Genomic DNA, 21,314 nt, shown 5'->3' with positions numbered 1-21,314 from the left:
GCCTCAGGCTTTCGCGAAGACGTCGGTGAGGGTGGCGTTGAAGTTTTCGAGGTCGTCGGGGTTGCGCGACGTGACGAGGTCCCAACCGCCAGCGGGGCAGTGGAAGACCGTCTCGTCGAGCCACGAGCCGCCGGCGTTGGTGATGTCGGTCTTGAGGCTCGGGAACGAGGTGAGCGTCTTGCCCGGCAGCACGCCGGCCTCGACGAGGGCCCAGGGTCCGTGGCAGATCGCGGCCACGGGCTTGCCGGCGTCGACGAAGGCCTTCACCAGGGCGACGGAGGCGGCATCGCCGCGGACGGTGTCGGCGTTGACGGTGCCGCCCGGCAGCACCAAGGCGTCGAAGTCGGCGGCGGACGCCTCGGCGACGGTCTGGTCGGGGTCGAACGTGTCGTCCTTGTCGACGTCTCCGACCATCGACTGCACGGGCGACTTCTCGGGGGCGATGAGCGTCGGCGTGCCGCCGGCGTCGATCACCGCCTGCCACGGGGAGACGAGCTCAGCCTTCTCGACGCCCACCTGGGCGGTGAGGAAGGCGATCTTCTTGCCGTTCAGTGCATCGGTCATGCGGTCTCCTGCGGGTTGGCGACTGGGACGCCACGGCGCACCGAGGTGCGCGGGGGTGCCGCCAGTCAGCTGGCGATCTTCTCCTGGCGGGCCAGCGCGGCGCGCTCGCCCTCGGTCAGCCCGCCCCACACGCCGTACGGCTCGCGCACGGCGAGAGCGTGCTGGCGGCATCGCTCGATGACCGGGCACGTCATGCACAGCTTCTTGGCTGCCTGCTCGCGGCGCTCGCGCTTGGCTCCACGTTCGGCCTCGGGCGAGAAGAACACGGAGCTGTCGACGCCCATGCAGGCGCCCTCGTACTGCCATTCGTACGCGTCCATCATGGGACCCGGGAGGCGGTTGACGTTGACCATGGTGTGGTTATTCCCCTCAATGGCGCGGATCAAACCCGAAATTCGGATTCTATTCAAAACTTACTCAGAACTTGTTCAAAGAGCAAGAGGGTGAACAAGTTCTATGCTGGGCTCATGCCGAACCCCGAGCGCGACGAGGCTCCCGAGCCCTTGGCCGCCGACGGGGCTCCCGCGGCGATCGTCTGGAACGTCGGCTCGGTCGCCGAGCGGCTCGGCATCTCCCCCTCCACGCTGCGCACGTGGGAGCGCCGGTACGGCGTCGGCCCCACGCACCGCACGGCCGGTGGGCACCGGCGGTACACCGAGACCGACATCGAGCGGGTCACGCTGATCAAGGCGCTGATCGCCCGCGGAGCTCCGCCGATGGAAGCCGCCCGGGTGGCCCAGACCACGGCGGTCGACGACCTCGGCACGGCGCTGGTCGACGCGTCGGGCGACGACCACGGCGACGACCTCGAGCACCACCAGATCGTCGACGGCATCATCGCGGCCTCGCGCGACTACGAACCCGACCGCATCCGGTCGCTCATCGCGGGGGCCCTGCGCCGCGACGGCGTCATCGGCGCGTGGACAGGGGTCATCGCCCCGGCGCTCATCAACATCGGCCGCGAGTGGTCGGAGGGCCGGCTCGGCATCGAGGCCGAGCACCTGACCAGCGAGGTCGTCGTCGGCGAGCTGCGTGCCCACACCCGCGCGGCCGGACGGCTCGACTCGAACGGGCCCACGATCGTCCTCGCCAGCGCCGAGAGCGATCTGCACTCGATGCCCCTGATCGCGCTCGAGGCAGCGCTCGCCGACGCGGGTCGGGCCTGCCACGTGCTCGGCGCGCAGTTCCCGGCCAAGGCGCTGGCCAGCATGACCGCCAACCTGCGCCCGACCATCGTCTTCGTGTGGGCGTCCTTGCCGCGCACCGAGGACGACGAGATGTGGCAGGTGGTCACGAGCATGGTGCCACCGACCACGGCGATCCTCGGCGGACCGGGATGGCCTGACCGGCCGGACGCGCGCGGGCAGGCGACCGTCAGCGTCAGCCTCGAGTCGACGGTCGCGCGCATCACGTCATTGGTGGGCTGAGTTCTCGTGGGCCCCGCCTGCCTACCGGCGGGTAGGTTGAGGCCATGACCGCATCCCGCGTGCTCGTCGAGATCGACGGCCCGATCGCCCACGTCACCCTCAACCGGCCCGACAAGCTCAACGGGATCGACCTCGAGACGATCGACGAGCTCATCGCCGCAGCCGAGTCGCTGCGGGCCGACCACGACGTGCGGGCCGTGCTGCTGCGCGGCGCCGGACGCTCGTTCAGCGCCGGTCTCGACTTCGGTGCCGCGTTCGCCGAGAAGAGCAGGGTCAAGAAGTTCTTCTTCGCCGGACCCCGCCGCCTCAACCGGTTCCAGTACGTCAACCAGGTCTGGCGCGAGCTGCCGGTGCCGGTCATCGCCGTCGTGCAGGGCCACTGCTACGGCGCCGGCCTGCAGCTCGCTGCCTGCGCCGACTTCCGGTTCACCACGCCCGACGCCACGTGGGCGATCCTCGAGGCCAAGTGGGGGCTCGTCCCCGACATGGCCGGCACCCTGCCGTTCAGCGAGCTGCTGCCCGCCGACGTCCTCATGCGCCTGGCGATGACGGGGGAGTCGTTCACGGGCACGCGTGCCGCCGAGCTCGGCCTGGCCACCGAGGCCGCCGACGACCCGCTCGCCGCGGCGCTCGCGCTCGTCGAGCAGATCGTCGGGCGCTCACCCGACTCGGTCGCCGCGACCAAGCAGCTGGTTTACGGCACCCGGCGGGGCAGCGAGCGCCAGGCGTGGCGTCTCGAGCGCAAGCTGCAGTCGGCGATGTTCAAGGCCCGCAACACCTCGATCGCCCGCAAGGCCGGGGCGGCCAAGCAGAAGCCGGAGTTCGGTCCCCGCACCCACGGTTCCTAGCGACGAAGTCGCGTGAGGGAGCGCAGCGACCGAAGGATGGTTCCTAGCGACGAAGTCGCGTGAGGGAGCGCAGCGACCGAAGGACGGTTGCTAGGGTTCCACAGTGACTGATCACAACGAGCCGTCCAAGAAGGTCGCCAACCAGTACGAGCGCGACTACGACTACACCAAGTACTGGGACAACCGCGACTACGAGAACGGTGCCGAGCACATCGCCATCCGGCGTCTGCTCAAGGGCAACCACTACCGCAAGGCCGCCGACATCGGCGGCGGCTTCGGTCGTCTGTGCCTGCTGCTGCGCACCTTCTCCGACGAGGTGACGCTGGCCGAGCCTGCCGCCACCCAGCTCGAGGCCGCCAAGAAGGTGCTGGCCGGCACCGACATCAAGCAGGTGCAGATGCAGGCCGACGACCTGAAGTTCGCCGACGGCGAGCTCGACCTCATCACGATGGTGCGCGTCATGCACCACATCCCCGAGCCGTCGGCCGAGTTCGCCGAGATCTCCCGCGTGCTGGCGCCGGGCGGCACCGCGATCATCGAGGTCGCCAACTACGGCCACTTCAAGAACCGTCGCCGCCACAAGAAGCTGGGCACGCCGCTGCCCACCGCGCCGGTCGACATCCGCCAGACCAAGGCCGACGAGCCCGACGCGATCGCCTTCGTCAACCACAACATCGACACCGTGGTGGGTCAGCTGGCCGCGGCCGGGCTGGTGCTCGACAGCAAGCTGTCGGTCTCCAACCTGCGCAGCCAGAAGGTCAAGAAGGTGCTGCCCAAGAGCGTCATGCTGGCCGCCGAGCGCATCAGCCAGAAGCGCCTGGCCAAGTCCGACTTCGGCCCCAGCATCTTCCTCAAGCTCCGCAAGAGCTGAGCACCTACCGCACCCTCGCCCGCTCGGCCACGGCCGAGATCGAGGTCAAGCGCTCCCGGTTCCTCGCCGTCGTCGCCCGCGTCGACGACGAGGCCGCGGCGCGCGAGGTCGTCGCGTCCGCCCGTCGGCGGCACCACGACGCACGGCACCACTGCAGCGCGTTCGTCATCGGGGCGGACGCGTCGCTGCGGCGATCGAACGACGACGGCGAGCCGGCAGGCACGGCTGGGGCCCCGATGCTCGAGGTGCTGACGCGGCGCGAGGTCAGCGACGTCGTCGCGGTGGTGACCCGCTGGTTCGGTGGCACGCTGCTGGGGGCCGGTGGCCTGGTGCGCGCCTACGGCGACGCGGTCGGCGTCGCGCTCGACGCGGCAGGCACGCAGGAGCGCCGCCTGCTCCACACGATGCGCGTCACGGCACCCGTGGTGGACGCCGGTGCCCTCGACCACCGCCTGCGCACCCTGGGGGTCGTGTCGGACGTCGAGTACGGCGCCGACGTGGTGTTCACGGTCGGCGTGCGCGACCCGGATCGGTTCGCCGCCGAGGTCGCCGCGGCGAGCACGGGACGCGCGAGCGTCGAGTCGTCCGGCACGTCCTGGGTCGACGCCTAGGCCACGGGCCCCGCCATGGACGAGCGAAGCGAGCTAGGCGGCCCGGTGCGAGCGCCAGCGAGCACCGGACGTGAGCGACGCAGTCGCGTCCGCCTCCCACCAGTCCCTGGCCGCCACCGCGGTGTCGGGGTAGTCGCTGAACACCGCGTCGATGCCGGCGCCGAAGAACGCCTGCAGCTCGCCGAAGATGTCGCCCTTGGCGTTGGGGTCGTCCCCGGTGCGGAAGTCGGCCGGCAGGAACTGGTTCTCGTCACGGAAGGTGTAAACCACGACCTTGAGCCCCGCCCGGTGGGCGTCCGCGACGACCGACGTGGGCTGGGCGAGGAAGCCGGACGCGTCACGCGGGATGACGCTGTTCTTCTCGGGGCCCAGCCAGTCGGCGTACGTCGCCACGCGCCGCAGGCCGGCGGGCGACATCAGGTCGGCGTACGTCCGAGGGTCGCCCTGCGCGACGAGGTCGTACGGGGCTCCCGTCGCCGAGGTCAGCTGCACCAGCTTGACCTTGGTCTGCCGCGACAGCTGCCGCAGGTTGGTCGTCTCGAACGACTGGATGACGACCTTGGCCCGGCGCGAGTCGAGGCCGGCCAGGCGCAGCGAGCGCAGCAGCGGACGCTCGAGCGGCAGCCCGATCGAGCGGAAGTACGTCGGGTGCTTGGTCTCGGGGGCGACGCCGATGACCCGCCCCTGCTCGCGGCCCTCACGCTTGACGAGGGCGAGGATCTCGTCGAACGTCGGCACCTGGAAGCGTCCGTCGTAGCGGGTGTTGCCGGCCCGCACGCCGGGCAGGCGCTCCTTGGTGCGCAGCGTGCGCAGCTCGCGCAGGGTGAAGTCCTCGGTGAACCAGCCCGACACCGCGACGCCGTCGATCGTCTTGGTCGTCTTGCGGCTCGCGAACTCGGGGTGGTCCGCGACGTCGGTGGTGCCGCTGATCTCGTTCTCGTGACGGGCCACCAGCACGCCGTCCTTGGTGCTGACGAGGTCGGGCTCGATGTAGTCAGCACCCATCCGGATCGCCAGCTGGTAGGCCGCCAGCGTGTGCTCGGGCCGGTAGCCGGACGCGCCGCGGTGGGCGAAGACCGTGACGGGCTGGGCGTGCTTCGGCGGCTCGGCGTGGCGACGGTCGACGACCGGGGCGGGACCGGCGGTGGCGGGCGCCGCGGCGAGACCGGTGGCGAGTGCGGCGGCCCCGATGACATGGGCGGCGCGGCGTACGTGCGGGGTGATAGGTCCTGGTGAGAGGAGTGTCATGACTCCAGAGCACGCTCGCGGGGTGACGACGGCGTGGACGTCACCCCGACATCAGGTGAACAGTGCGCCTCGCGGCGGGGCCGGCGTCGCTCGAGGGGAGGCCGGCAGGCTCAGAGGGCGCCGAGGCGCGTGAGCACGTCGCGGACGTGCTTGAGGGCGTTCTTCTCGTTGAGGCCCGTGGTGTCGTCGAAGTAGAGCCCGTCGCCGATCAGCTGGATGGTGCGGGCCAGCGACTCGTCCTCGAGGTGCTCGAGCAGCACCGCGAACCACCACTCGCGCAGGTCGCCGAGGGCGTCGGACGCACGCGAGTCGTTCTCCTGCGCGATGCGCCCGGCGGCGATCAGGGCCCGGTCGAAGTCGCTGCCGGTGTTGATCGAGGTGGTCAGGTAGAAGTCGACGGGCCCCTTCTTGGCGGTGCGCATCTTCTCGACGTCGGCACGGCCCTGCTCGCGCAGGCGGGTGAGCATGCCCTCGACGAGCTCGTCCTTGCTGTGGAAGTGGTACAGCAGCCCGCCCTTGGAGACCTCGGCGTGCGATGCGACGGCGTCGAGCGTGGCCGAGCGGCTGCCAGCCGAGACGAGGAGCGTCTCGAAGGCGTCGAGCAGGCGGTCTCTCGTGGATCGTTCCTTGGCCGCCATGGCGCAACTCTACAGAGACCGACGTCACCACGAGATCGTTCGTGACTAAACCGTCCAGACGGTATAGTAGATCGGACGACAACTCACCGTGAGGAGGACGACATGACCACCATCCGCGACACCGCCGGAACCATGACCGCACACAGGGCCGGGCCCCGTGAATGGGCAGCGCTGGCGGTGCTCATGCTGCCCGTGCTCATGGTGTCGGTCGACAACACCGTGCTGAGCTTCGCCCTGCCCGCGATCAGCGTCGACCTCAAGCCCACCGGTACGCAGCTGCTGTGGATCGTCGACCTCTACGCGATCATGCTGGCGGGCCTGCTCATCGCGATGGGCACGATCGGCGACCGCTTCGGACGTCGCCGGCTGCTGCTGCTCGGCACGGTCGGCTTCGGCGCCGCGTCGCTCGTCGCCGCCTACAGCAGCAGCCCCGAGATGCTCCTGCTCGCCCGTGCGCTGCAGGGCGTGTTCGGCGCGACCCTGATGCCGTCGACGCTGTCGTTGATCCGCAACGTCTTCCACGACCCGCGCGACCGCCGGCTCGCGATCGCGTCGTGGGCCGCGATGTTCTCCGGCGGCGCCGCGCTCGGCCCCGTGCTGGGCGGCTGGCTGCTGGGCCACGCGTCGTGGGGCTCGGTCTTCTTGATCAACGTCCCGATCGTCGTCGTCCTGGTGCCGCTGGCGCTCGCGCTGCTGCCCGAGTCGCGCGATCCGTCGCCGAGCCCGCTCGACCCGCTCGCGATCGTCCTGTCGCTGACGGCGATGCTGCCGCTCGTGTTCGGCATCAAGAACCTCGCCGAGCACGGGCTGTCCGACCTGACGCTCACGGCCTTCGCCGGCGGCATCGTCTCGGCCTGGGCCCTGGTGCACCGGCTGCGCACGAGCCCGGCGCCGATGATCGACCTGTCGCTGTTCGGCAACCGCGTCTTCAGCGGCGCGATCGTGGCCAACCTGCTGAGCCTCATGGGGCTGACGGGGTTCTTGTTCCTCGGCGCCCAGCTGCTGCAGCTGGTGCTGGGCCTGACCGCGATGGACGCCGCGCTCGTGCTGCTGCCGGGGCTGCTGGCGACCGTGGTCGCGGGCTTCGTGGCGGTGCGACTGGTCAACGTCGTCAGCATCCGCGCGCTCGTCACGGCCAGCTTCGTCGCCTCGGCCACCGGCTACGCCATCACGGCGCTGACCGACGTGCCCTCGGTGATGTCGGTCGCGGTCGCGTTCACCGTCATGGGCGTGGGCATCGGCATGGCCGAGACGCTCACCAACGACGTCATGCTGTCGAGCGTCCCGTCGTCGAAGGCCGGTGCCGCGTCGGCGATCTCCGAGACGGCGTACGAGATCGGGGCGGTCTTGGGCACGGCGGTGCTGGGCACGGTGCTGACGTCCACGTACCGCTCGCACCTGACGTACCCGGCGATGCTGCAGTGGGGCGAGCGCCAGGGTGCGTTCGAGACGCTCGGCGGCACCGTGCAGGTCGCGAAGCACTACCCGAACGAGGTCGGCGACGGCCTGCTCGACTCGGCGCGTGCCGCGTTCGACCTCGGCGTCCAGTACACCTCGGCGGCGGCGATCGTGATCGCCCTGCTCGCGGCCCTGGTCTCCTGGCGGACGCTCAAGCACGCCTGACCCGCTGGTGCGCGAGTGGCGCAGTCTGGTGTTTCTGGGACGGCGTGTCCCGCAGGACTGCGCCACTCGCGACGGGACTGCGCCACTCGGTCACACTGGGGGCATGTCGCCCAAGCACAGCCTGCTCGCCATCGGCGTGATGCTGCTGTGGGGCGCCAACTTCGTCGTGATCGACGAGGGGCTCGACGGCGTGCCACCTCTGCTGTTCCTGGCGATGCGGTTCGTGCTCGTCGCGATCCCTCTGGTGTTCTTCGTGCCGCGCCCAGCAGCATCGTGGCAGGCGGTCGTCGCGGTCGGGACGTTCATGAGCCTCGGTCAGTTCAGCCTGCTCTACATCTCGCTCGACCTCGGCATGCCGGCCGGGCTGGCGTCGCTGGTGCTCCAGGCGCAGGTGATCTTCACGATCGTCATCGCCGCCGCCGTCATCCGGGAGGTGCCGACGCGCCGCCAGGTCGTCGGGGCCCTCATCGGCACCGCCGGCTTAGTGGTCGTCGTGGTCGCGCACGGGGCGTCCGCACCCGTCCTGCCGGTGCTGGTGATGCTCGGCGCATCGCTCTCGTGGGCGACCGGCAACGTCATCGCGCGGGCCGCCGGCGTGCAGTCGGGCTTCTCGATGGTGGTGTGGTCGGCGCTCGTCGTGCCGGTGCCGGCCTTCGTGCTGTCGCTCGTGGTCGACGGCGGCGACGAGGTGACGCGGGCGCTGACGCACCTGTCGGGCGTGGCGATCGCCAGCACGGTCTACACCGCGGTCGGCGCGTCACTGATCGGCTACGGCATCTGGAACTCGCTGCTCGCGCGCTATCCCGCCAGTGCCGTCGTGCCGTTCGTGCTGCTGGTGCCGGTCGTGGGCATCGCCGCCGCCTGGGTCGTACAGGACGAGGTGCCGTCGGCCCTCGAGGTCGTCGGCGGCGTCGTGATGCTCGTCGGCGTCGCGGCGGCGACCGTCAGTCGCCGGCGCGCACCTGCTGCTGCCGAGGCGACCGCGACGGTCTAGTCGAGACCGTCGTCGCTGTCGGCCGCGCAGCCGGCCTCGGACCCGCCGTCGTCGACCGGGCAGAGTGCAAGGTCGACCGGGACGGTCGTCGTGCGCGTCTCTCCGTCGACGCGGTAGTCGACGTCGACCGAGTTGAGGTCGAGGCGCGAGCCGATCTCGGACACCTGCGCCAGCAGCACCAGGCTCTGGCCGGTGTCGCTCGCGGTCGACCGGTCCTTCGCCGGGCAGGGCATCGTGATCTCGGTGTCGTCGCCGAGCGGCTCCGGATCGGTGCCCAGGTAGGCCCCGACGTCGTCGGCGGCACGGTCGCGCACCGCGAACCCGTCGATCCGGGGCACGTCGGCGCCGGCGAACCGCGCGCCCGTCACCGTGGCGTTCGCCCCGTCCTCGACGCACACCGAGAGGGTCGAGAGCCTGATGAACGCGCCGGGGACCGCGTCCGAGAACCCGTAGCCGCTTCCGTCACTGACGACACGGACGTCCGGGGAGCTGCCGCAGCCCGCGAGCGCTGCCATCGCGACCACCGTCAGGATCGCGGCGGGCCGTCTCCTGAGCATGTGAGCATCATGGCAGGAGCGAGGAGCGCGCCGTCATGCCTGCAAGGCCGCTCGTGCCATCCGGCCGAGCCGGGACGCCATCGACGACTCGCTGATGCGCGCGCTGTGCGGTGTCGAGTTGATGAGCCCGAAGGTCGCCTGCACGACCGCACGAGCCTCGGGTGCGTCGAGGTCGCCGCGCAGCTGCCGCACGGTGTCGACCCAGATGTCGATGTAGGCCAGCTGCAGCGCGCGGACCTCGCGGCGTCCGTCGGCGCCCAGGTTGGCCCACTCGCGCTCCTGGATGACGATCAGCGCGGGGTGGCCGAGGGCGAACTCGATGTGCCAGTCGATGAGGGCGGCCAGCGCCTGCTCGGACGTCTCGGCGGTGGCGGTCCGCTGGCGCCCCTCGGCGAGCAGGCGCTGGCTGATGCCGATCAGCGACTGGGTGAGGATGTCGTCCTTGCCGGCGAAGTGCTTGTAGAGGGCCGGCCCGGAGATGCCGCAGGCGCTGCCGATGTCGTGCACCGAGACGCCGTGGAAGCCTCGCTCGGCGAAGAGGGTGGCGGCGGTGTCGAGGATCTGCTCGCGCCGGGTGGTGGTCACCGACCCAGTCTAGGAGGTTAACAATCGTTAACCTCATCTGTTATCGTGACGGCATGCGTGAACTCGTCGACCAGCTGCGTGAGCGACTCGCGACCGTCCGGACCGGCGGCAGCGAGGCCGCTCGCTCCCGGCACGTCGCCCGCGGCAAGCTGCTGCCCCGCGACCGTGTCGACCGTCTCCTCGACCCCGGCTCGCCCTTCCTCGAGATCGGCGCGCTGGCGGCGTTCGGCATGTACGGCGCGCCGGACGACGACTACGCCGTGCCGAGCGCAGGCGTCATCGCCGGCATCGGACGCGTCAGCGGCCGCGAGTGCGTCATCGTCGCCAACGACGCCACCGTCAAGGGCGGCACGTACTTCCCGATGACGGTCAAGAAGCACCTGCGGGCGCAGACCGTCGCGCGCGAGAACCACCTGCCGTGCCTGTACCTCGTCGAGTCGGGCGGCGCCTTCCTGCCGATGCAGGACGAGGTCTTCCCCGACCGCGAGCACTTCGGCCGCATCTTCTACAACCAGGCGCAGATGTCGGCGATGCGCATCCCGCAGATCGCCGCGGTGCTGGGCTCCAGCACCGCTGGCGGCGCGTACGTCCCGGCGATGAGCGACGAGACCGTCATCGTCAAGGAGCAGGGCACGATCTTCCTGGCCGGCCCGCCGCTCGTGAAGGCGGCGACGGGCGAGGTCGTGACGGCCGAAGACCTCGGCGGGGGCGACGTGCACGCGCGGACGTCCGGGGTCGTCGACCACCTGGCCGACGACGACGAGCACGCGCTGCAGATCGTCCGGTCGATCGTCGGGACGTTCGAGCGTCCGACGTCCGAGCCCGCACCCCACGAGCCCGTGCCGCCGCGCGAGGACCCCGAGACGCTCTACGACGTCGTGCCGGTCGACGGCCGCACGCCGTACGACGTCCGCGAGGTCATCCGGCGCGTCGTCGACGACTCGCGGCTGCACGAGTTCAAGCCGCTGTACGGCGAGACGCTGGTGTGCGGCTTCGCCCGCATCGAGGGCTATCCCGTCGCCATCGTGGCCAACAACGGCATCCTGTTCAGCGAGTCGGCGCTCAAGGGCGCCCACTTCGTCGAGCTGGCCAACCAGCGCGGCATCCCCCTGGTGTTCCTGCAGAACATCACAGGCTTCATGGTCGGCCAGGAGTACGAGAACCGCGGCATCGCCAAGGACGGCGCCAAGCTCGTCACCGCGGTGGCGTCGTCGGTCGTCCCGAAGTTCACCGTCGTCATCGGCGGCTCGTACGGCGCCGGCAACTACGGCATGTGCGGGCGCTCGTACGACCCCCGGTTCCTGTGGATGTGGCCCAACGCCAAGATCTCGGTGATGGGCGGCGAGCAGGCCGCCGCGGTGCTCGCGACCGTCAAGCGTGACGGCCTGGAGAAGCGGGGCGAGGAGTGGTCGGCCGACGACGAGGCCGCGTTCCGTGCTCCGATCCGCGAGCAGTTCGACGAGCAGGGCTCGGCCTACTACTCCAGCGCCCGGCTGTGGGACGACGGCATCATCGACCCGGTCGACACGCGGCGCGTCCTGGCCATGGGTCTGCAGGTCGCCACCGCCGTTCCCGTGCCCGAGCCCCGCTTCGGCCTCTTCAGGATGTGACATGACGACGTTCTCCTCCGTACTGATCGCCAACCGTGGCGAGATCGCGCGTCGCGTGATCCTCGCCTGCCGCGAGGCGGGCCTGCGCAGCATCGCGGTCTACTCCGACGCCGACGCCGACGCGCCGTACGTGCGGCTCGCCGACGACGCCGTCCGGCTCGGCCCCACGCCGGCGTCCGAGTCGTACCTGTCGGTCGAGCGGGTGATCGCGGCTGCCGTCGAGTCCGGCGCCGAGGCGATCCACCCCGGCTACGGCTTCTTGTCCGAGCGCTCCGAGCTCGCCCGGGCCGTGGTCGACGCCGGCCTGGTCTTCATCGGTCCGACCGCCGACGTCATGGACGCGATGGGCCGCAAGGACCGCGCCCGGGCGATCGCCGAGCGCGCCGGGGTGCCGGTCACGCCGCAGTACGCGGTCGCCGCCGTCCCGGACGACGCCTACCCCGTGCTGGTCAAGGCGGCTGCCGGCGGCGGCGGCAAGGGCATGCGCATCGTGCGCGAGGCATCGGCTCTGGCCGAGGCGGTCGAGGCAGCCGGACGCGAGGCCGCGTCGGCGTTCGGCGACGACACCCTGCTGGTCGAGACGTACGTCGAGGCCGGCCGGCACGTCGAGGTGCAGGTCTTCGGCGACGAGCACGGCAACGTCGTCCACCTCTTCGAGCGCGACTGCTCGGTGCAGCGCCGTCACCAGAAGGTCGTCGAGGAGGCACCCGCGTTCGGGCTCACCGACGAGCTGCGGCGGACGCTGCACGAGTCGTCGGTGGCCCTGTGCCGCGAGGTCGGCTACACCGGTGCCGGGACGGTCGAGTTCCTCGTCGCCGACGACGGTGCCGGTGGCCAGCGGGCCTACTTCCTGGAGATGAACACCCGCCTGCAGGTCGAGCACCCCGTCACCGAGGAGGTGACGGGCGTCGACCTCGTGCAGTGGCAGCTGGCCGTCGCCGCCGGCGAGCAGCTGCCGCTGACGCAGGACGAGATCACCGCCACGGGTCACGCGATGGAGGTGCGCGTCTACGCCGAGGACCCCTACACGGGCTTCCTGCCGCAGGCCGGGCACGTCGCCGCCGTGGCCTGGCCCGAGCACGCCCGGGTCGAGACCGACCTGCTGGGCGATGCCGAGGTGTCCACGGCGTACGACCCGATGCTCGGCAAGATCGTCGTCACCGGCGTCGATCGCGGGGACGCCCGTCGTGCGATGGTCGCCGCGCTCGACGACACCGGCATCTTCGGCATCACGACCAACGTCGGCTTCGTCCGGCGTCTCGTGGCGAGTGGCGAGTTCGCCGCCGGAGGCATCCACACCGCCTGGCTCGACAGCCCGGCGTCCGCGGCGCTGCTCGAGCCGCCGTCGCTGCCCGAGCTCGCGGTGACGGCGGCCGCCAGGCTGTGGGCGACCTACGACGTCGTCGAGGCCGACGGGGTCTTCGGCAGCGTCGACGGCTGGCGGTCCGGCGGTGAGCCCGCGCCGCTGACGGTCGTGATGACCGACGAGACCGGGCACCGCTGGACGTCCCGTCTCGGTCCGGACGATCTCGCCGACGGTGGCGAGCTCGCGATCGTCGACCACGACGGCGTCGCGATCGCCTGGGAGGGCCAGGTGTGGGCGCTCGAGCTGCCCGATCCGATGCGCGGCGGCCACCAGCGGGGTGCGGCGACCGACGCCGACGTCGTCTCGCCGATGCCTGGCACGGTGCTCAGGGTCGACGTCCGCGAGGGCGACGCCGTCTCCGCCGGCCAGACCCTCGGTGTCGTCGAGGCCATGAAGATGGAGCTGCCGCTGAGCGCTCCCTACGACGGCACCGTCAGCCTCGTCGGTGCCGCCGTCGGCGACCAGGTGCCCATCAAGCACGTCCTCTTCACGGTGGACCCCGCCACCACCCCCGCGAGTGGTGCGTAGTGGACATCCTGAGACGGCGTGTCTGGCCGAACCGCACCACTCGGGGACGGGAAGGCAGCACTCGAGGAGTGCTCGCATGACCCGGCCCATGGTCGTCCGCGACGAGTCCCTGCCCGCGGCCGTCACGATCTACGAGGTGGGACCGCGCGACGGGTTGCAGAACGAGTCGGCGGTCGTGCCGGTCGACGTCAAGGCCGAGTTCGTCGGGCGCCTGGTGGGCGCGGGCCTGCCGATCGTCGAGGCCACCAGCTTCGTCCACCCCCGCTGGGTGCCGCAGCTGGCCGACGCCGCCGAGCTCGTCGCCCGCCTGCCGATGGACGGACCGACGCCGCTGCCCGTGCTGGTGCCCAACGAGCGCGGACTCGACCGGGCGCTCGAGGCCGGCGCGCGCCACGTCGCGATCTTCGCCAGCGCCACCGAGACCTTCGCGAGCAAGAACCTCAACTCGTCCCTCGACGAGCAGATGGCGATGTTCGAGCCGGTCGTCGTTCGAGCGCGCGAGGCTGGTCTCGAGGTCCGTGCGTACGTGTCGATGTGCTTCGGGGACCCGTGGGAGGGCGCGGTCGCGATCGACCAGGTCGTCTCGGTCGGACGACGGCTGCTCGACCTCGGCGCGTCGCAGCTGTCAATCGGCGACACGATCGGCGTCGGCACCGCCGCCCACGTCCAGGCGCTGGTGCGGGCGTTCGGCGACGCCGGGACCGGAACGGAGTCGCTCGCGATGCACTTCCACGACACCTACGGCCAGGCGCTCGCCAACGCGCACGCGGCGCTGCAGGCCGGCATCACGACGTTCGACGCGTCCGCGGGTGGTCTCGGCGGGTGCCCGTACGCCGAGAGCGCGACCGGCAACCTCGCGACGGAGGACCTGGTCTGGATGCTCGACGGACTCGGCATCGAGCACGGCGTCGACCTGGCGTCGCTCGTCGAGACCAGCGTCTGGATGGCCGGCGTGCTCGGCAAGGAGCCGGCCAGCGCCGTCGTCCGCGCCCTGGGGTGAGGCGTGCGCACCGCCGCACGAGTGGTGCGTTCCCGGCCCCGAGTGGTGCGTTCTGGTCAGACACGCCGTCCCAGAATGTCCAATCCGCACCACTCGCGGAGATGGGGATGGGCTAGGAGCGGCGGCGGTCCTTGAGCTCGTCGGCGGCGAAGGAACCGATCTGCCACGTCGCCCAGGCATCGCTCGACCCGCCGACGGCGCCACCGAGGAACGGCACGCGACGTCCGATCATCGTGACGGCGCGACGTCCGGCCGTGCGCCCGACCAGCTCGGCGGTGACCTCCTTCGACAGTCGCTCGTCGAGCACCGGGTCGTGCACGGGGGACGTCGCCAGCGCCATCGGCGACGAGGGCAGCCGGTGGCGCTTGACCAGCGTCTTGACGGCGTCCTCGCCCAGCATGCAGGCCAGGATGGCGTTGCGGACGCGCGGATCGTGCAGGTCGTAGCCCCGCAGGTGCGCGATGCCGGCCACGAGGTGGCACTGCACGATCGTCACGCCGACGACGTTGGCCGGCACGGCGAACGCCGCCGTGGTCAGGCCTCCGAGGTTGGTGACGAAGCCCTGGGCCGCCGCGAGGCTCGTGTGCAGGCGCATGAGACCCGCGATGGCCTTCTCGACGTCACCGCCGGCGTCGACGAGGCGGCTGTCGGCCGAGGCCGCGGCCGACCGCAACGGGCCGACGCCGTCGATGGCGCGGTCGAGCACCGTGCGGACGTATCCGGAGGCGACCCGGGGCGCCAGCTTCGAGCCGGCGGAGGTGGCCACACTGCGTCGAAGTCCCATGCGGCCAGCATAGGAGCGATGCGCAGGGGCGGCCCGGTGAGCGACTACCGTACGCAGGCCCGTCCCTGCCCCTACGCTGAGGCCATGGGCCGTCCGTTCTCCGAGCGTGTGGCGCACGACGACTGGCGCCACTCGGCCGAGCGCTGGACCCACGCCGAGCTCGCGCGGCAGGGCATCACCGTCACCGGCCGCGTCGAGCAACCTCGCATCCGCCCCTGGTCGACGCAGCTGACGGTGCCCACGGATGCCGGACGCATCTGGTTCAAGGCCAACTGCGCGTCGATGTCGTTCGAGCCGGCGTTGCAGGTCGAGCTCGCGCGGCTGGCGCCCGAGGACGTCGACGAGCCGTTCGCGGTCGACCTCGAGCGCGGCTGGATGCTGACCCTCGACCGCGGCGCGACCTTGGGCGACGCGTCCGAGCCGGATGCCCACGACTGGCGCCGGGTGCTCCGGGGTGCCGCCGCGCTGCAGCGCGTCGCCGCCGACCACGGCCCGACGCTGATCGCCGCGGGCCTGCCCGACTGCCGTCCGGCGACCGTCGTCGGGCGCTTCGACCGGTTCGTCGACGTCCTGTCGTCCCTGCCCGCCGAGCACCCGGCCCACGTGCCGGACGACCTGCGCGCCCAGCTCGTGGATGCGCGGCCGCGCCTGGTCGACGCGGTCGACCTGCTGACCGAGTCGTCGCTGCCGACGACGTGGCAGCACGGCGACCTCCATCCCTGGAACGTCTTCGCCGACACCGGCCGGTTCTTCGACTTCGGCGACGGGCAGTGGGCTCACGCCGCCGAGCTGCTGAGCGTCCCGGAGGCCTGGATCAGCCGGCAGCCGGCCGTCTCGTGGCCCGACGTCCTCGAGGCCTACGGCGAGGCGTGGGACGTCTCGCCGGACGATCTCGCCGCCCAGCTGCGTGCGGCCTCGCTGACCCAGCCCGTCAACCGCACCCTCGTGTGGTGGGGGTGCCTGCAAGAGGCGACGGCAGCCGAGTGGACGCAGTGGGGCGACGGCGTGCTGCACCACCTCACCCGGGTGCTCGAGCCGTGACGCGCCTGCCGCTCCCACCCTCGCCGTGGGCGTTCGACCCCGACCGGTGGCCCGACGACGACTGCGTGGCCGTCGGCGCCGACCTGGCTCCCGGCACGATCCTCGAGGCCTACCGCTGCGGCGCGTTCCCGATGCCCCACGAGGGTGAGCTCTTGTGGTGGTCGCCCACGAGGCGCGGCGTGCTCGTCCCGGCAGACCTGCGCGTCAGCCGGTCTCTCGCGCGTTCCGTCCGGCGCTTCACGGTGACGGTCGACGAGTCGTTCGCCGAGGTCGTCGACGCCTGTGCCGACCCGTCGAGGCCCGGCTCGTGGATCGACGCCGACATCCGCGACGCGTACGTGCGCCTGCACGAGCTCGGCTGGGCGCACTCCATCGAGACGCGGACGTCCGACGGCTCCCTCGTCGGCGGTCTGTACGGCCTCAGCATCGGCGCGCTGTTCGCGGGGGAGTCGATGTTCCACCACGCGACGGACGCCTCCAAGGTCGCGCTCGTCGAGCTGGCGCGACGGGTCGGCGACGAGGGCTTGATCGACACCCAGTGGAGCACGCCGCACCTGGCGTCGCTGGGGGTGACCGAGTGGTCGCGCGAGGTCTACCTCGACCGCATCGCCGCCCTGGTCGACGCCTCGCCGCCCGCGGGATGGGACTGATATCACGGCGGAATCAGGCCGTGCCACGCTGGGGTGCGCGCTGCTGCGGGGGCCCGCTTCATAGACTGATCGCGCACACACCATCACTCACAAGGAGCTTTTGTGGCTATCTCTCGCAACGACCTCGTCGCTGCCCTCGCTTCGAAGGCCGGCACCAGCAAGGCCGAGGCGGACGCCGTCCTCTCGTCCTTCAGCGAGATCCTCCTCGACTCTGTCGCCAAGGGCGAGAAGGTCTCGATCCCCGGCATCCTCTCGGTCGAGCGCGTCGCTCGCGCCGCCCGCACCGGACGCAACCCCTCCACGGGCGAGACGATCGACATCCCCGCCGGCTTCGGCGTCAAGGTCAGTGTCGGCTCGCGCCTCAAGGCCGCAGCCAAGTAGCACCGCACCACCGCACCACCAGCGACGCCACCAGACCTCGGTCCGGTGGCGTCGCTGCATCCATCACCTGAGCATCGCCACCCGAGACTCGACACCCCAGGACATGCCATGGCCACCCCGTACCACCGCCTCGCCCGCGAGACGCCTGCGTACGCGTGGTGGCGGCTGCCGCTCGCGGCGCTGGTGATCGCCGCGACGTACCTGGGGCTCTCGCTGCTGCTGGTCGCCGGAGCGGCCGTGTGGTTCGCGACGACGTCGACGTCGCGCTCGTTCGACCGGTGGCTCGACGCCGTCGGCGACCTCGACCTTCGCCATGTCGACTACTTCGTGCTCGACCTGCTCGCCATCGTGCTGCTGATCCCCGCCGTGTTGCTCGGCGTCCTGGCCACGGGTCCACGACCCATCGGGTACCTCACGTCGGTGGCTGGCCGGATGCGCTGGAGCTGGCTCGGTGTCACGGCGCTGATCGCGTCGGCGGTCTCGCTCGTCACGATCGGGTGCTCGGTGGTCGTCACCGAGCTGACCGACCCGTCCGAGGTGTCGGCCCCGGCCCACCTCGACTCACGGATCGTGATCGCCCTCGTGGCGGTGCTGCTGGTCGTGCCGTTCCAGGCGGCGGCCGAGGAGTACCTGTTCCGCGGCTACCTGCTGCAGCTGGTCGGCTCGTGGTCGCGCTTCGCGGTCGTCCCGGTGGTCGTCACGACGCCGCTGTTCGTCGCCGGGCACGGCTACGGGCTGTGGGGGCTGCTCGACGTCGCCCTGTTCGGCCTCACCGCGGCGATCCTGACCATCCGCACCGGCGGCCTCGAGGCCGCGATCGCGGCGCACGCCGCCAACAACGTCGTGCTGTTCGCGCTGGACGCGCTCGGGGTGCTCTCTGCGACCGACGACTCCGGTGCCGGACCGGTCGACCTGGTGCCGAGCGTCGTGGCGAGCATCGCCGTGCTCGCGCTCGTGGAGCGGGCCGCGCGCCGCCGCGGCATCCAGCGCACGCGCGAGCCGATCCCCGAGCCACCGGCGCCGATGTGGCCCCCGCCGCCGTGGGCGATGCCCCAGCACCTGCCGCAGCACGCCCCGCAGCACGTCGTGGCACCTCCGCCGCCGGCGCTTCACCCGGACACCCCCGACTACCCGGGAGACGTGCCGCCCGGCTGGCGCTGACCCGCCGCGGTCGGGCGGCTCGACGTCAGGACACGACGGGGCGTCCGGCGGCCTCCCAGGCCTCCATGCCGCCGGCGACGTTGACGACGTCGTGGCCCTGCGCGTGCAGCCACTGCGTCGCCCGCGCCGAGCGACCGCCGAGGTGGCAGACGACGAGCGTCCGGGCCGACGGGTCCAGCTCGCCGACGCGGGCGGGGATCTCGCCTAGCGGGATGTGGATCGCGCCGTCGATGTGGCCTGCGGCCCACTCGTGCGGCTCGCGCACGTCGAGGACGACGAGGTCGGCGGGGATCGTCTCGGGGATCGCGTCGATCTCGGTGGTGGGAATGCTCGGATCGGTCATGTCCCCATCGTCTCTCGCGGGTGCTCAGGGGGTTCGAGAGGGTCTGATCCGTCACACGAGTGGCGATCGACCCCTGGAAGTAGTTACTTTGGGCTATACGTGTTTTGATTTCAGTGGTTCGATGGGGATGCAGGTTCTCGCGGACGACGACGGAGGGTGGTGACGGTCGTGAAGGCTCATGACACGGTCCGTCTGCCGTTCGCACCGTCCACCCCGGGCATCGCCCGCACCCGCCTCGCCGCCTTCCTCACGCGTCAGCGGGCCTCCGACGACGTCATCGACGACGCTCTCATCGTGATCAGCGAGATGATCGCCAACGCCGTGAGCCACGGGGTGCCCGACCACGACGGCACGATCGAGATCTCGTGGTCGATCAACGGCACGCTGCTCGAGCTCAGCGTCCTCGACGGCGGCATGGGCGGCCACCTGAAGCCGATCGACTTCGACCAAGACTCGCTCAGCGGGCGTGGGCTGTCGATCATCAGCCGGGTCGCCGACCGTTGGTGGGTCGACATGACGGCCGGCACGCGCGTCAACGCCGAGCTCGCCCTCACGACCCACTGAGCGTCCGCGGGACCGCCCGTTAGACTCGCCCGTCATGGGCAAGAAGTCGCGACTCAAGACCAAGGGCGCCAAGAAAGAACGCATGCCGTTCGTGGCGCGCACCTTCGAAGGGCTCCCGCGTGAGGCCGACTGGGTCGCGCTGCGCGAGTTCGTGCCGGCCGCCTCGGCCACGATCACGCTGACGTCGGGCGAGACCGTGCGGGTGTGCTCGATGCTGCCCGGCAACGGTGCCGGAATCCGCCGCCAGGACGGTGAGATCTGGATCGGCCTGCAGGTCGCCCACAACTTCGGCGACATCAGCCGCGACCTCGCGCACGTCATCGACCTCGCACGCGAGACCGAGCCCGGCAACCCGGTCCGCATGACCGATCCCGGCGTCGGACCGCGGCTCCAGGACGTCATCGCGCCCGACTCGGGCTTCGACGTCGAGGTGCACGACGGCTTCGACTACTGGGTCGAGGGCGTCGAGGGCAACGAGGGCATCACCGAGGCCCTCGCCGAGGCCAACGACACCATCGCACCGACCGTCCACCTCGACTCGGTCGACGGTGCCTACTGGACCGAGATGGGGCCGCAGCGGTTCCTGCGCTGGGTCATGACCCACGACGAGACGGCGCTGCTCAACGCCCTGGCGCGGCTGCACGCCGATGACGCCGACACCCTGGGCGAGGGCACGAAGCTGATCGGCCACTTCCGGGCCCATGGCCTGCTCGTGCCGGTGTGGGAGTTCGAGCACGACGCCGATGCGCTCGAGAAGCCGGCCGTCGAGTTCGCCGCGCGCCTCGACCAGGCACTGGCTGACGACAGCCCGCTGACGTCGGCGCAGCGCGCCGCCAAGGGCTCGCTCATCAGCCGTCAGGTGCAGGTCTAGCCATCTCGACGGCCGACCCGGCCGCGCGAGTCGATCCGGCCAGCCGGATCGGCGCTGTCGTCCAGCGTCTCTCGCGCGGCCTGCCACGACGAGTCGGTCGGGTCGAGCGCGCTGCGCAGGTAGGCGGTCGTCAACCGTTGCAGGAGGGCGACCCGCTCGGGGTCCTCGTCGGTCGTCTCGGCGACCTCGTAGCCGGGGATGCCGCCCAGCGAGTGCTCGCCGCCGAGCAGCGTCAGCAGGTCGGTCGCTCCGGGGCTCAACTCGTACGCGTCGGCCATCCACTCCGGTCCTCGGCTCGTCAGTGGTGAGTCGTCGCGGTCGCCGGCGACGACGAGCGTCGGCGTGGTCAGGGTCTCGAACGAGGGATTCATGAACGGCAGGTGCTCTCGCGCGAACGGGGCGAGCTCGGTGCCACCGGTTCCGGCGGTGGCCAGCAGGATGCCTGCCTGCACTCGCCGGTCCGACAAGTCGTCCCCTGGGACGCCGGTCTCGTCGATCACGCGCGCACCGAGCAGCTCGCCGACGGTCTGGCCGCCCCACGAGTGACCGGCTGCGGCGACGCGCGAGCGGTCGACCCGTCCGGCCAGGCCCGGCACGGACGACTCGACCGCGTCGAGCTGGTCGATCACCTGGACGAGGTCGTCGACGCGGGTGCGCCAGATGTCGCCGAAGCCTGGGTCGTCCATCTTCGTGCCGAGTCGCCGTGAGTCGAGGTGGGTCGGCTGGACGACGACGAATCCGTGCGCCGCCCAGAACGCGGTGAGGGGCGCGTAGCCGTCGAGCGACCAGCCGTTGCCGTGGGAGAACAGCAGCACCGGCAGGTCGGTGCCCGTGACAGGTGCCGAGACCCGGACCTCCAGCCGGTGCGGGCGGCCGCTGGAGTCGAGGGCGAGCGGAGCGAGCGAGACGACTGGTGCGGGCGGGCCGAGGATGATGTCGAGGCGAGTGACGAGGTCGGACATGGCTGCCTTTCAGGGCGAAGAGTGTGGGACGATGGAAACGGAACGTTGTTCCTCAAATATACGGAACGTGGTTCCGGAAAACAACGT

24 protein-coding genes are annotated in these 21,314 nt (G+C 71.2%); 15 read left to right on the top strand and 9 right to left on the bottom strand.

Features of this window, described 5'->3' with window-relative positions; translation table 11 throughout:
* Window positions 1–3 precede the first annotated feature (3 nt).
* Both DX116_RS05650 and DX116_RS05645 read right to left on the bottom strand, forming a co-directional pair.
* A complete protein-coding gene (locus tag DX116_RS05650) occupies window positions 4–564 on the bottom strand; it encodes a type 1 glutamine amidotransferase domain-containing protein (RefSeq protein ID WP_119703182.1) in 561 nt (186 codons plus the stop codon).
* 65 nt (window positions 565–629) lie between these two features.
* Window positions 630–917 carry a WhiB family transcriptional regulator gene (locus tag DX116_RS05645; RefSeq protein ID WP_119703181.1) on the bottom strand — a complete coding sequence of 96 codons (288 nt, stop codon included), beginning with the start codon at window positions 915–917 and terminating at the stop codon, window positions 630–632.
* Between the two features lie 114 nt (window positions 918–1,031).
* On the opposite strand from DX116_RS05645, the gene DX116_RS05640 reads away from it, so the two are divergent.
* From DX116_RS05640 to DX116_RS20475, 4 genes are all read left to right on the top strand, one after another.
* On the top strand, window positions 1,032–1,991 hold the full coding sequence (locus tag DX116_RS05640) for a MerR family transcriptional regulator (protein WP_147393596.1): 960 nt from the start codon (window positions 1,032–1,034) through the stop codon (window positions 1,989–1,991).
* Between the two features lie 44 nt (window positions 1,992–2,035).
* A complete protein-coding gene (locus DX116_RS05635; protein ID WP_119703179.1) occupies window positions 2,036–2,839 on the top strand; it encodes a crotonase/enoyl-CoA hydratase family protein in 804 nt (267 codons plus the stop codon).
* A gap of 103 nt (window positions 2,840–2,942) precedes the next feature.
* On the top strand, window positions 2,943–3,710 hold the full coding sequence (locus DX116_RS05630) for a class I SAM-dependent methyltransferase (RefSeq protein WP_119703178.1): 768 nt from the start codon (window positions 2,943–2,945) through the stop codon (window positions 3,708–3,710).
* A complete protein-coding gene (locus DX116_RS20475) occupies window positions 3,707–4,321 on the top strand; it encodes an IMPACT family protein (protein WP_119704143.1) in 615 nt (204 codons plus the stop codon). Before DX116_RS05630 ends, DX116_RS20475 begins: the two co-directional genes overlap by 4 nt.
* Before the next feature lie 33 nt (window positions 4,322–4,354).
* Here DX116_RS20475 and DX116_RS05620 read toward each other — a convergent pair whose 3' ends face one another.
* Together DX116_RS05620 and DX116_RS05615 are read right to left on the bottom strand one after the other, a co-directional pair.
* The gene (locus DX116_RS05620; RefSeq protein WP_119703177.1) at window positions 4,355–5,569 is read right to left on the bottom strand and encodes a glycerophosphodiester phosphodiesterase; all 1,215 of its coding nucleotides are present in this window, start codon (window positions 5,567–5,569) and stop codon (window positions 4,355–4,357) included.
* A gap of 110 nt (window positions 5,570–5,679) precedes the next feature.
* On the bottom strand, window positions 5,680–6,207 hold the full coding sequence (locus DX116_RS05615) for a TetR/AcrR family transcriptional regulator (protein ID WP_119703176.1): 528 nt from the start codon (window positions 6,205–6,207) through the stop codon (window positions 5,680–5,682).
* A gap of 102 nt (window positions 6,208–6,309) precedes the next feature.
* Between DX116_RS05615 and DX116_RS05610 the strand changes: the two genes are divergently transcribed.
* Entirely contained in the window at window positions 6,310–7,830 is a 1,521-nt protein-coding gene (locus DX116_RS05610; protein WP_199715936.1) for an MFS transporter, read from the top strand.
* A 103-nt stretch (window positions 7,831–7,933) separates the two neighbouring features.
* Complete coding sequence (locus tag DX116_RS05605; protein WP_119703175.1) at window positions 7,934–8,824, top strand: EamA family transporter; 891 nt, start codon at window positions 7,934–7,936, stop codon at window positions 8,822–8,824.
* Here the strand turns inward: DX116_RS05605 and DX116_RS05600 are convergent.
* Both DX116_RS05600 and DX116_RS05595 read right to left on the bottom strand, forming a co-directional pair.
* Window positions 8,821–9,381 carry a hypothetical protein gene (locus DX116_RS05600; protein WP_119703174.1) on the bottom strand — a complete coding sequence of 187 codons (561 nt, stop codon included), beginning with the start codon at window positions 9,379–9,381 and terminating at the stop codon, window positions 8,821–8,823. The genes DX116_RS05605 and DX116_RS05600 overlap by 4 nt on opposite strands.
* 33 nt (window positions 9,382–9,414) lie before the next feature.
* A complete protein-coding gene (locus tag DX116_RS05595) occupies window positions 9,415–9,966 on the bottom strand; it encodes a TetR/AcrR family transcriptional regulator (protein WP_119703173.1) in 552 nt (183 codons plus the stop codon).
* A gap of 53 nt (window positions 9,967–10,019) precedes the next feature.
* Here DX116_RS05595 and DX116_RS05590 point away from each other — a divergent pair, with 53 nt between their 5' ends.
* The 3 genes from DX116_RS05590 to DX116_RS05580 all read left to right on the top strand — a co-directional run bounded on the left by DX116_RS05590 (window position 10,020) and on the right by DX116_RS05580 (window position 14,470).
* On the top strand, window positions 10,020–11,576 hold the full coding sequence (locus DX116_RS05590) for a carboxyl transferase domain-containing protein (protein WP_119703172.1): 1,557 nt from the start codon (window positions 10,020–10,022) through the stop codon (window positions 11,574–11,576).
* 1 nt (window position 11,577) lies between these two features.
* Entirely contained in the window at window positions 11,578–13,470 is a 1,893-nt protein-coding gene (locus DX116_RS05585) for an acetyl/propionyl/methylcrotonyl-CoA carboxylase subunit alpha (RefSeq protein WP_119703171.1), read from the top strand.
* 76 nt (window positions 13,471–13,546) lie between these two features.
* Window positions 13,547–14,470: a hydroxymethylglutaryl-CoA lyase gene (locus tag DX116_RS05580; protein ID WP_119703170.1), complete on the top strand. Its 924-nt coding sequence runs from the start codon at window positions 13,547–13,549 to the stop codon at window positions 14,468–14,470.
* A gap of 112 nt (window positions 14,471–14,582) precedes the next feature.
* Here the strand turns inward: DX116_RS05580 and DX116_RS05575 are convergent, their stop codons facing one another.
* Window positions 14,583–15,254 (bottom strand): EcsC family protein, encoded by a 672-nt coding sequence (locus DX116_RS05575; RefSeq protein WP_119703169.1) that lies wholly within the window; start codon window positions 15,252–15,254, stop codon window positions 14,583–14,585.
* 84 nt (window positions 15,255–15,338) lie between these two features.
* On the opposite strand from DX116_RS05575, the gene DX116_RS05570 reads away from it, so the two are divergent.
* The 4 genes from DX116_RS05570 (at window position 15,339) to DX116_RS05555 (ending at window position 18,487) form a co-directional block, all read left to right on the top strand.
* Window positions 15,339–16,295: a phosphotransferase gene (locus DX116_RS05570; RefSeq protein WP_158591911.1), complete on the top strand. Its 957-nt coding sequence runs from the start codon at window positions 15,339–15,341 to the stop codon at window positions 16,293–16,295.
* On the top strand, window positions 16,292–16,945 hold the full coding sequence (gene aat, locus DX116_RS05565; protein WP_199715935.1) for a leucyl/phenylalanyl-tRNA--protein transferase: 654 nt from the start codon (window positions 16,292–16,294) through the stop codon (window positions 16,943–16,945). The genes DX116_RS05570 and aat overlap by 4 nt, the downstream gene beginning before the upstream one ends.
* Before the next feature lie 102 nt (window positions 16,946–17,047).
* Entirely contained in the window at window positions 17,048–17,326 is a 279-nt protein-coding gene (locus DX116_RS05560; RefSeq protein ID WP_119703167.1) for an HU family DNA-binding protein, read from the top strand.
* A 108-nt stretch (window positions 17,327–17,434) separates the two neighbouring features.
* Complete coding sequence (locus DX116_RS05555) at window positions 17,435–18,487, top strand: CPBP family intramembrane glutamic endopeptidase (protein WP_119703166.1); 1,053 nt, start codon at window positions 17,435–17,437, stop codon at window positions 18,485–18,487.
* 25 nt (window positions 18,488–18,512) lie between these two features.
* On the opposite strand, the gene DX116_RS05550 is transcribed toward DX116_RS05555, so the two are convergent.
* Complete coding sequence (locus DX116_RS05550; RefSeq protein ID WP_119703165.1) at window positions 18,513–18,830, bottom strand: rhodanese-like domain-containing protein; 318 nt, start codon at window positions 18,828–18,830, stop codon at window positions 18,513–18,515.
* 168 nt (window positions 18,831–18,998) lie between these two features.
* Between DX116_RS05550 and DX116_RS05545 the strand changes: the two genes are divergently transcribed.
* Together DX116_RS05545 and DX116_RS05540 are read left to right on the top strand one after the other, a co-directional pair.
* Window positions 18,999–19,394 carry an ATP-binding protein gene (locus DX116_RS05545; protein ID WP_158591910.1) on the top strand — a complete coding sequence of 132 codons (396 nt, stop codon included), beginning with the start codon at window positions 18,999–19,001 and terminating at the stop codon, window positions 19,392–19,394.
* Window positions 19,395–19,428: 34 nt separating this feature from the next.
* Window positions 19,429–20,265: a DUF5926 family protein gene (locus DX116_RS05540; RefSeq protein ID WP_119703163.1), complete on the top strand. Its 837-nt coding sequence runs from the start codon at window positions 19,429–19,431 to the stop codon at window positions 20,263–20,265.
* Here the strand turns inward: DX116_RS05540 and DX116_RS05535 are convergent.
* A complete protein-coding gene (locus DX116_RS05535) occupies window positions 20,262–21,227 on the bottom strand; it encodes an alpha/beta hydrolase family protein (protein WP_119703162.1) in 966 nt (321 codons plus the stop codon). The genes DX116_RS05540 and DX116_RS05535 overlap by 4 nt on opposite strands.
* Window positions 21,228–21,314 lie beyond the last annotated feature (87 nt).

It is taken from the genome of Aeromicrobium endophyticum, assembly GCF_003586285.1.
In the GTDB taxonomy this organism is placed as follows: Bacteria; Actinomycetota; Actinomycetes; order Propionibacteriales; family Nocardioidaceae; genus Aeromicrobium; species Aeromicrobium endophyticum.
Note: the sequence above shows the minus strand (reverse complement) of the source record. Positions and strands in the feature narration are given on the sequence as shown.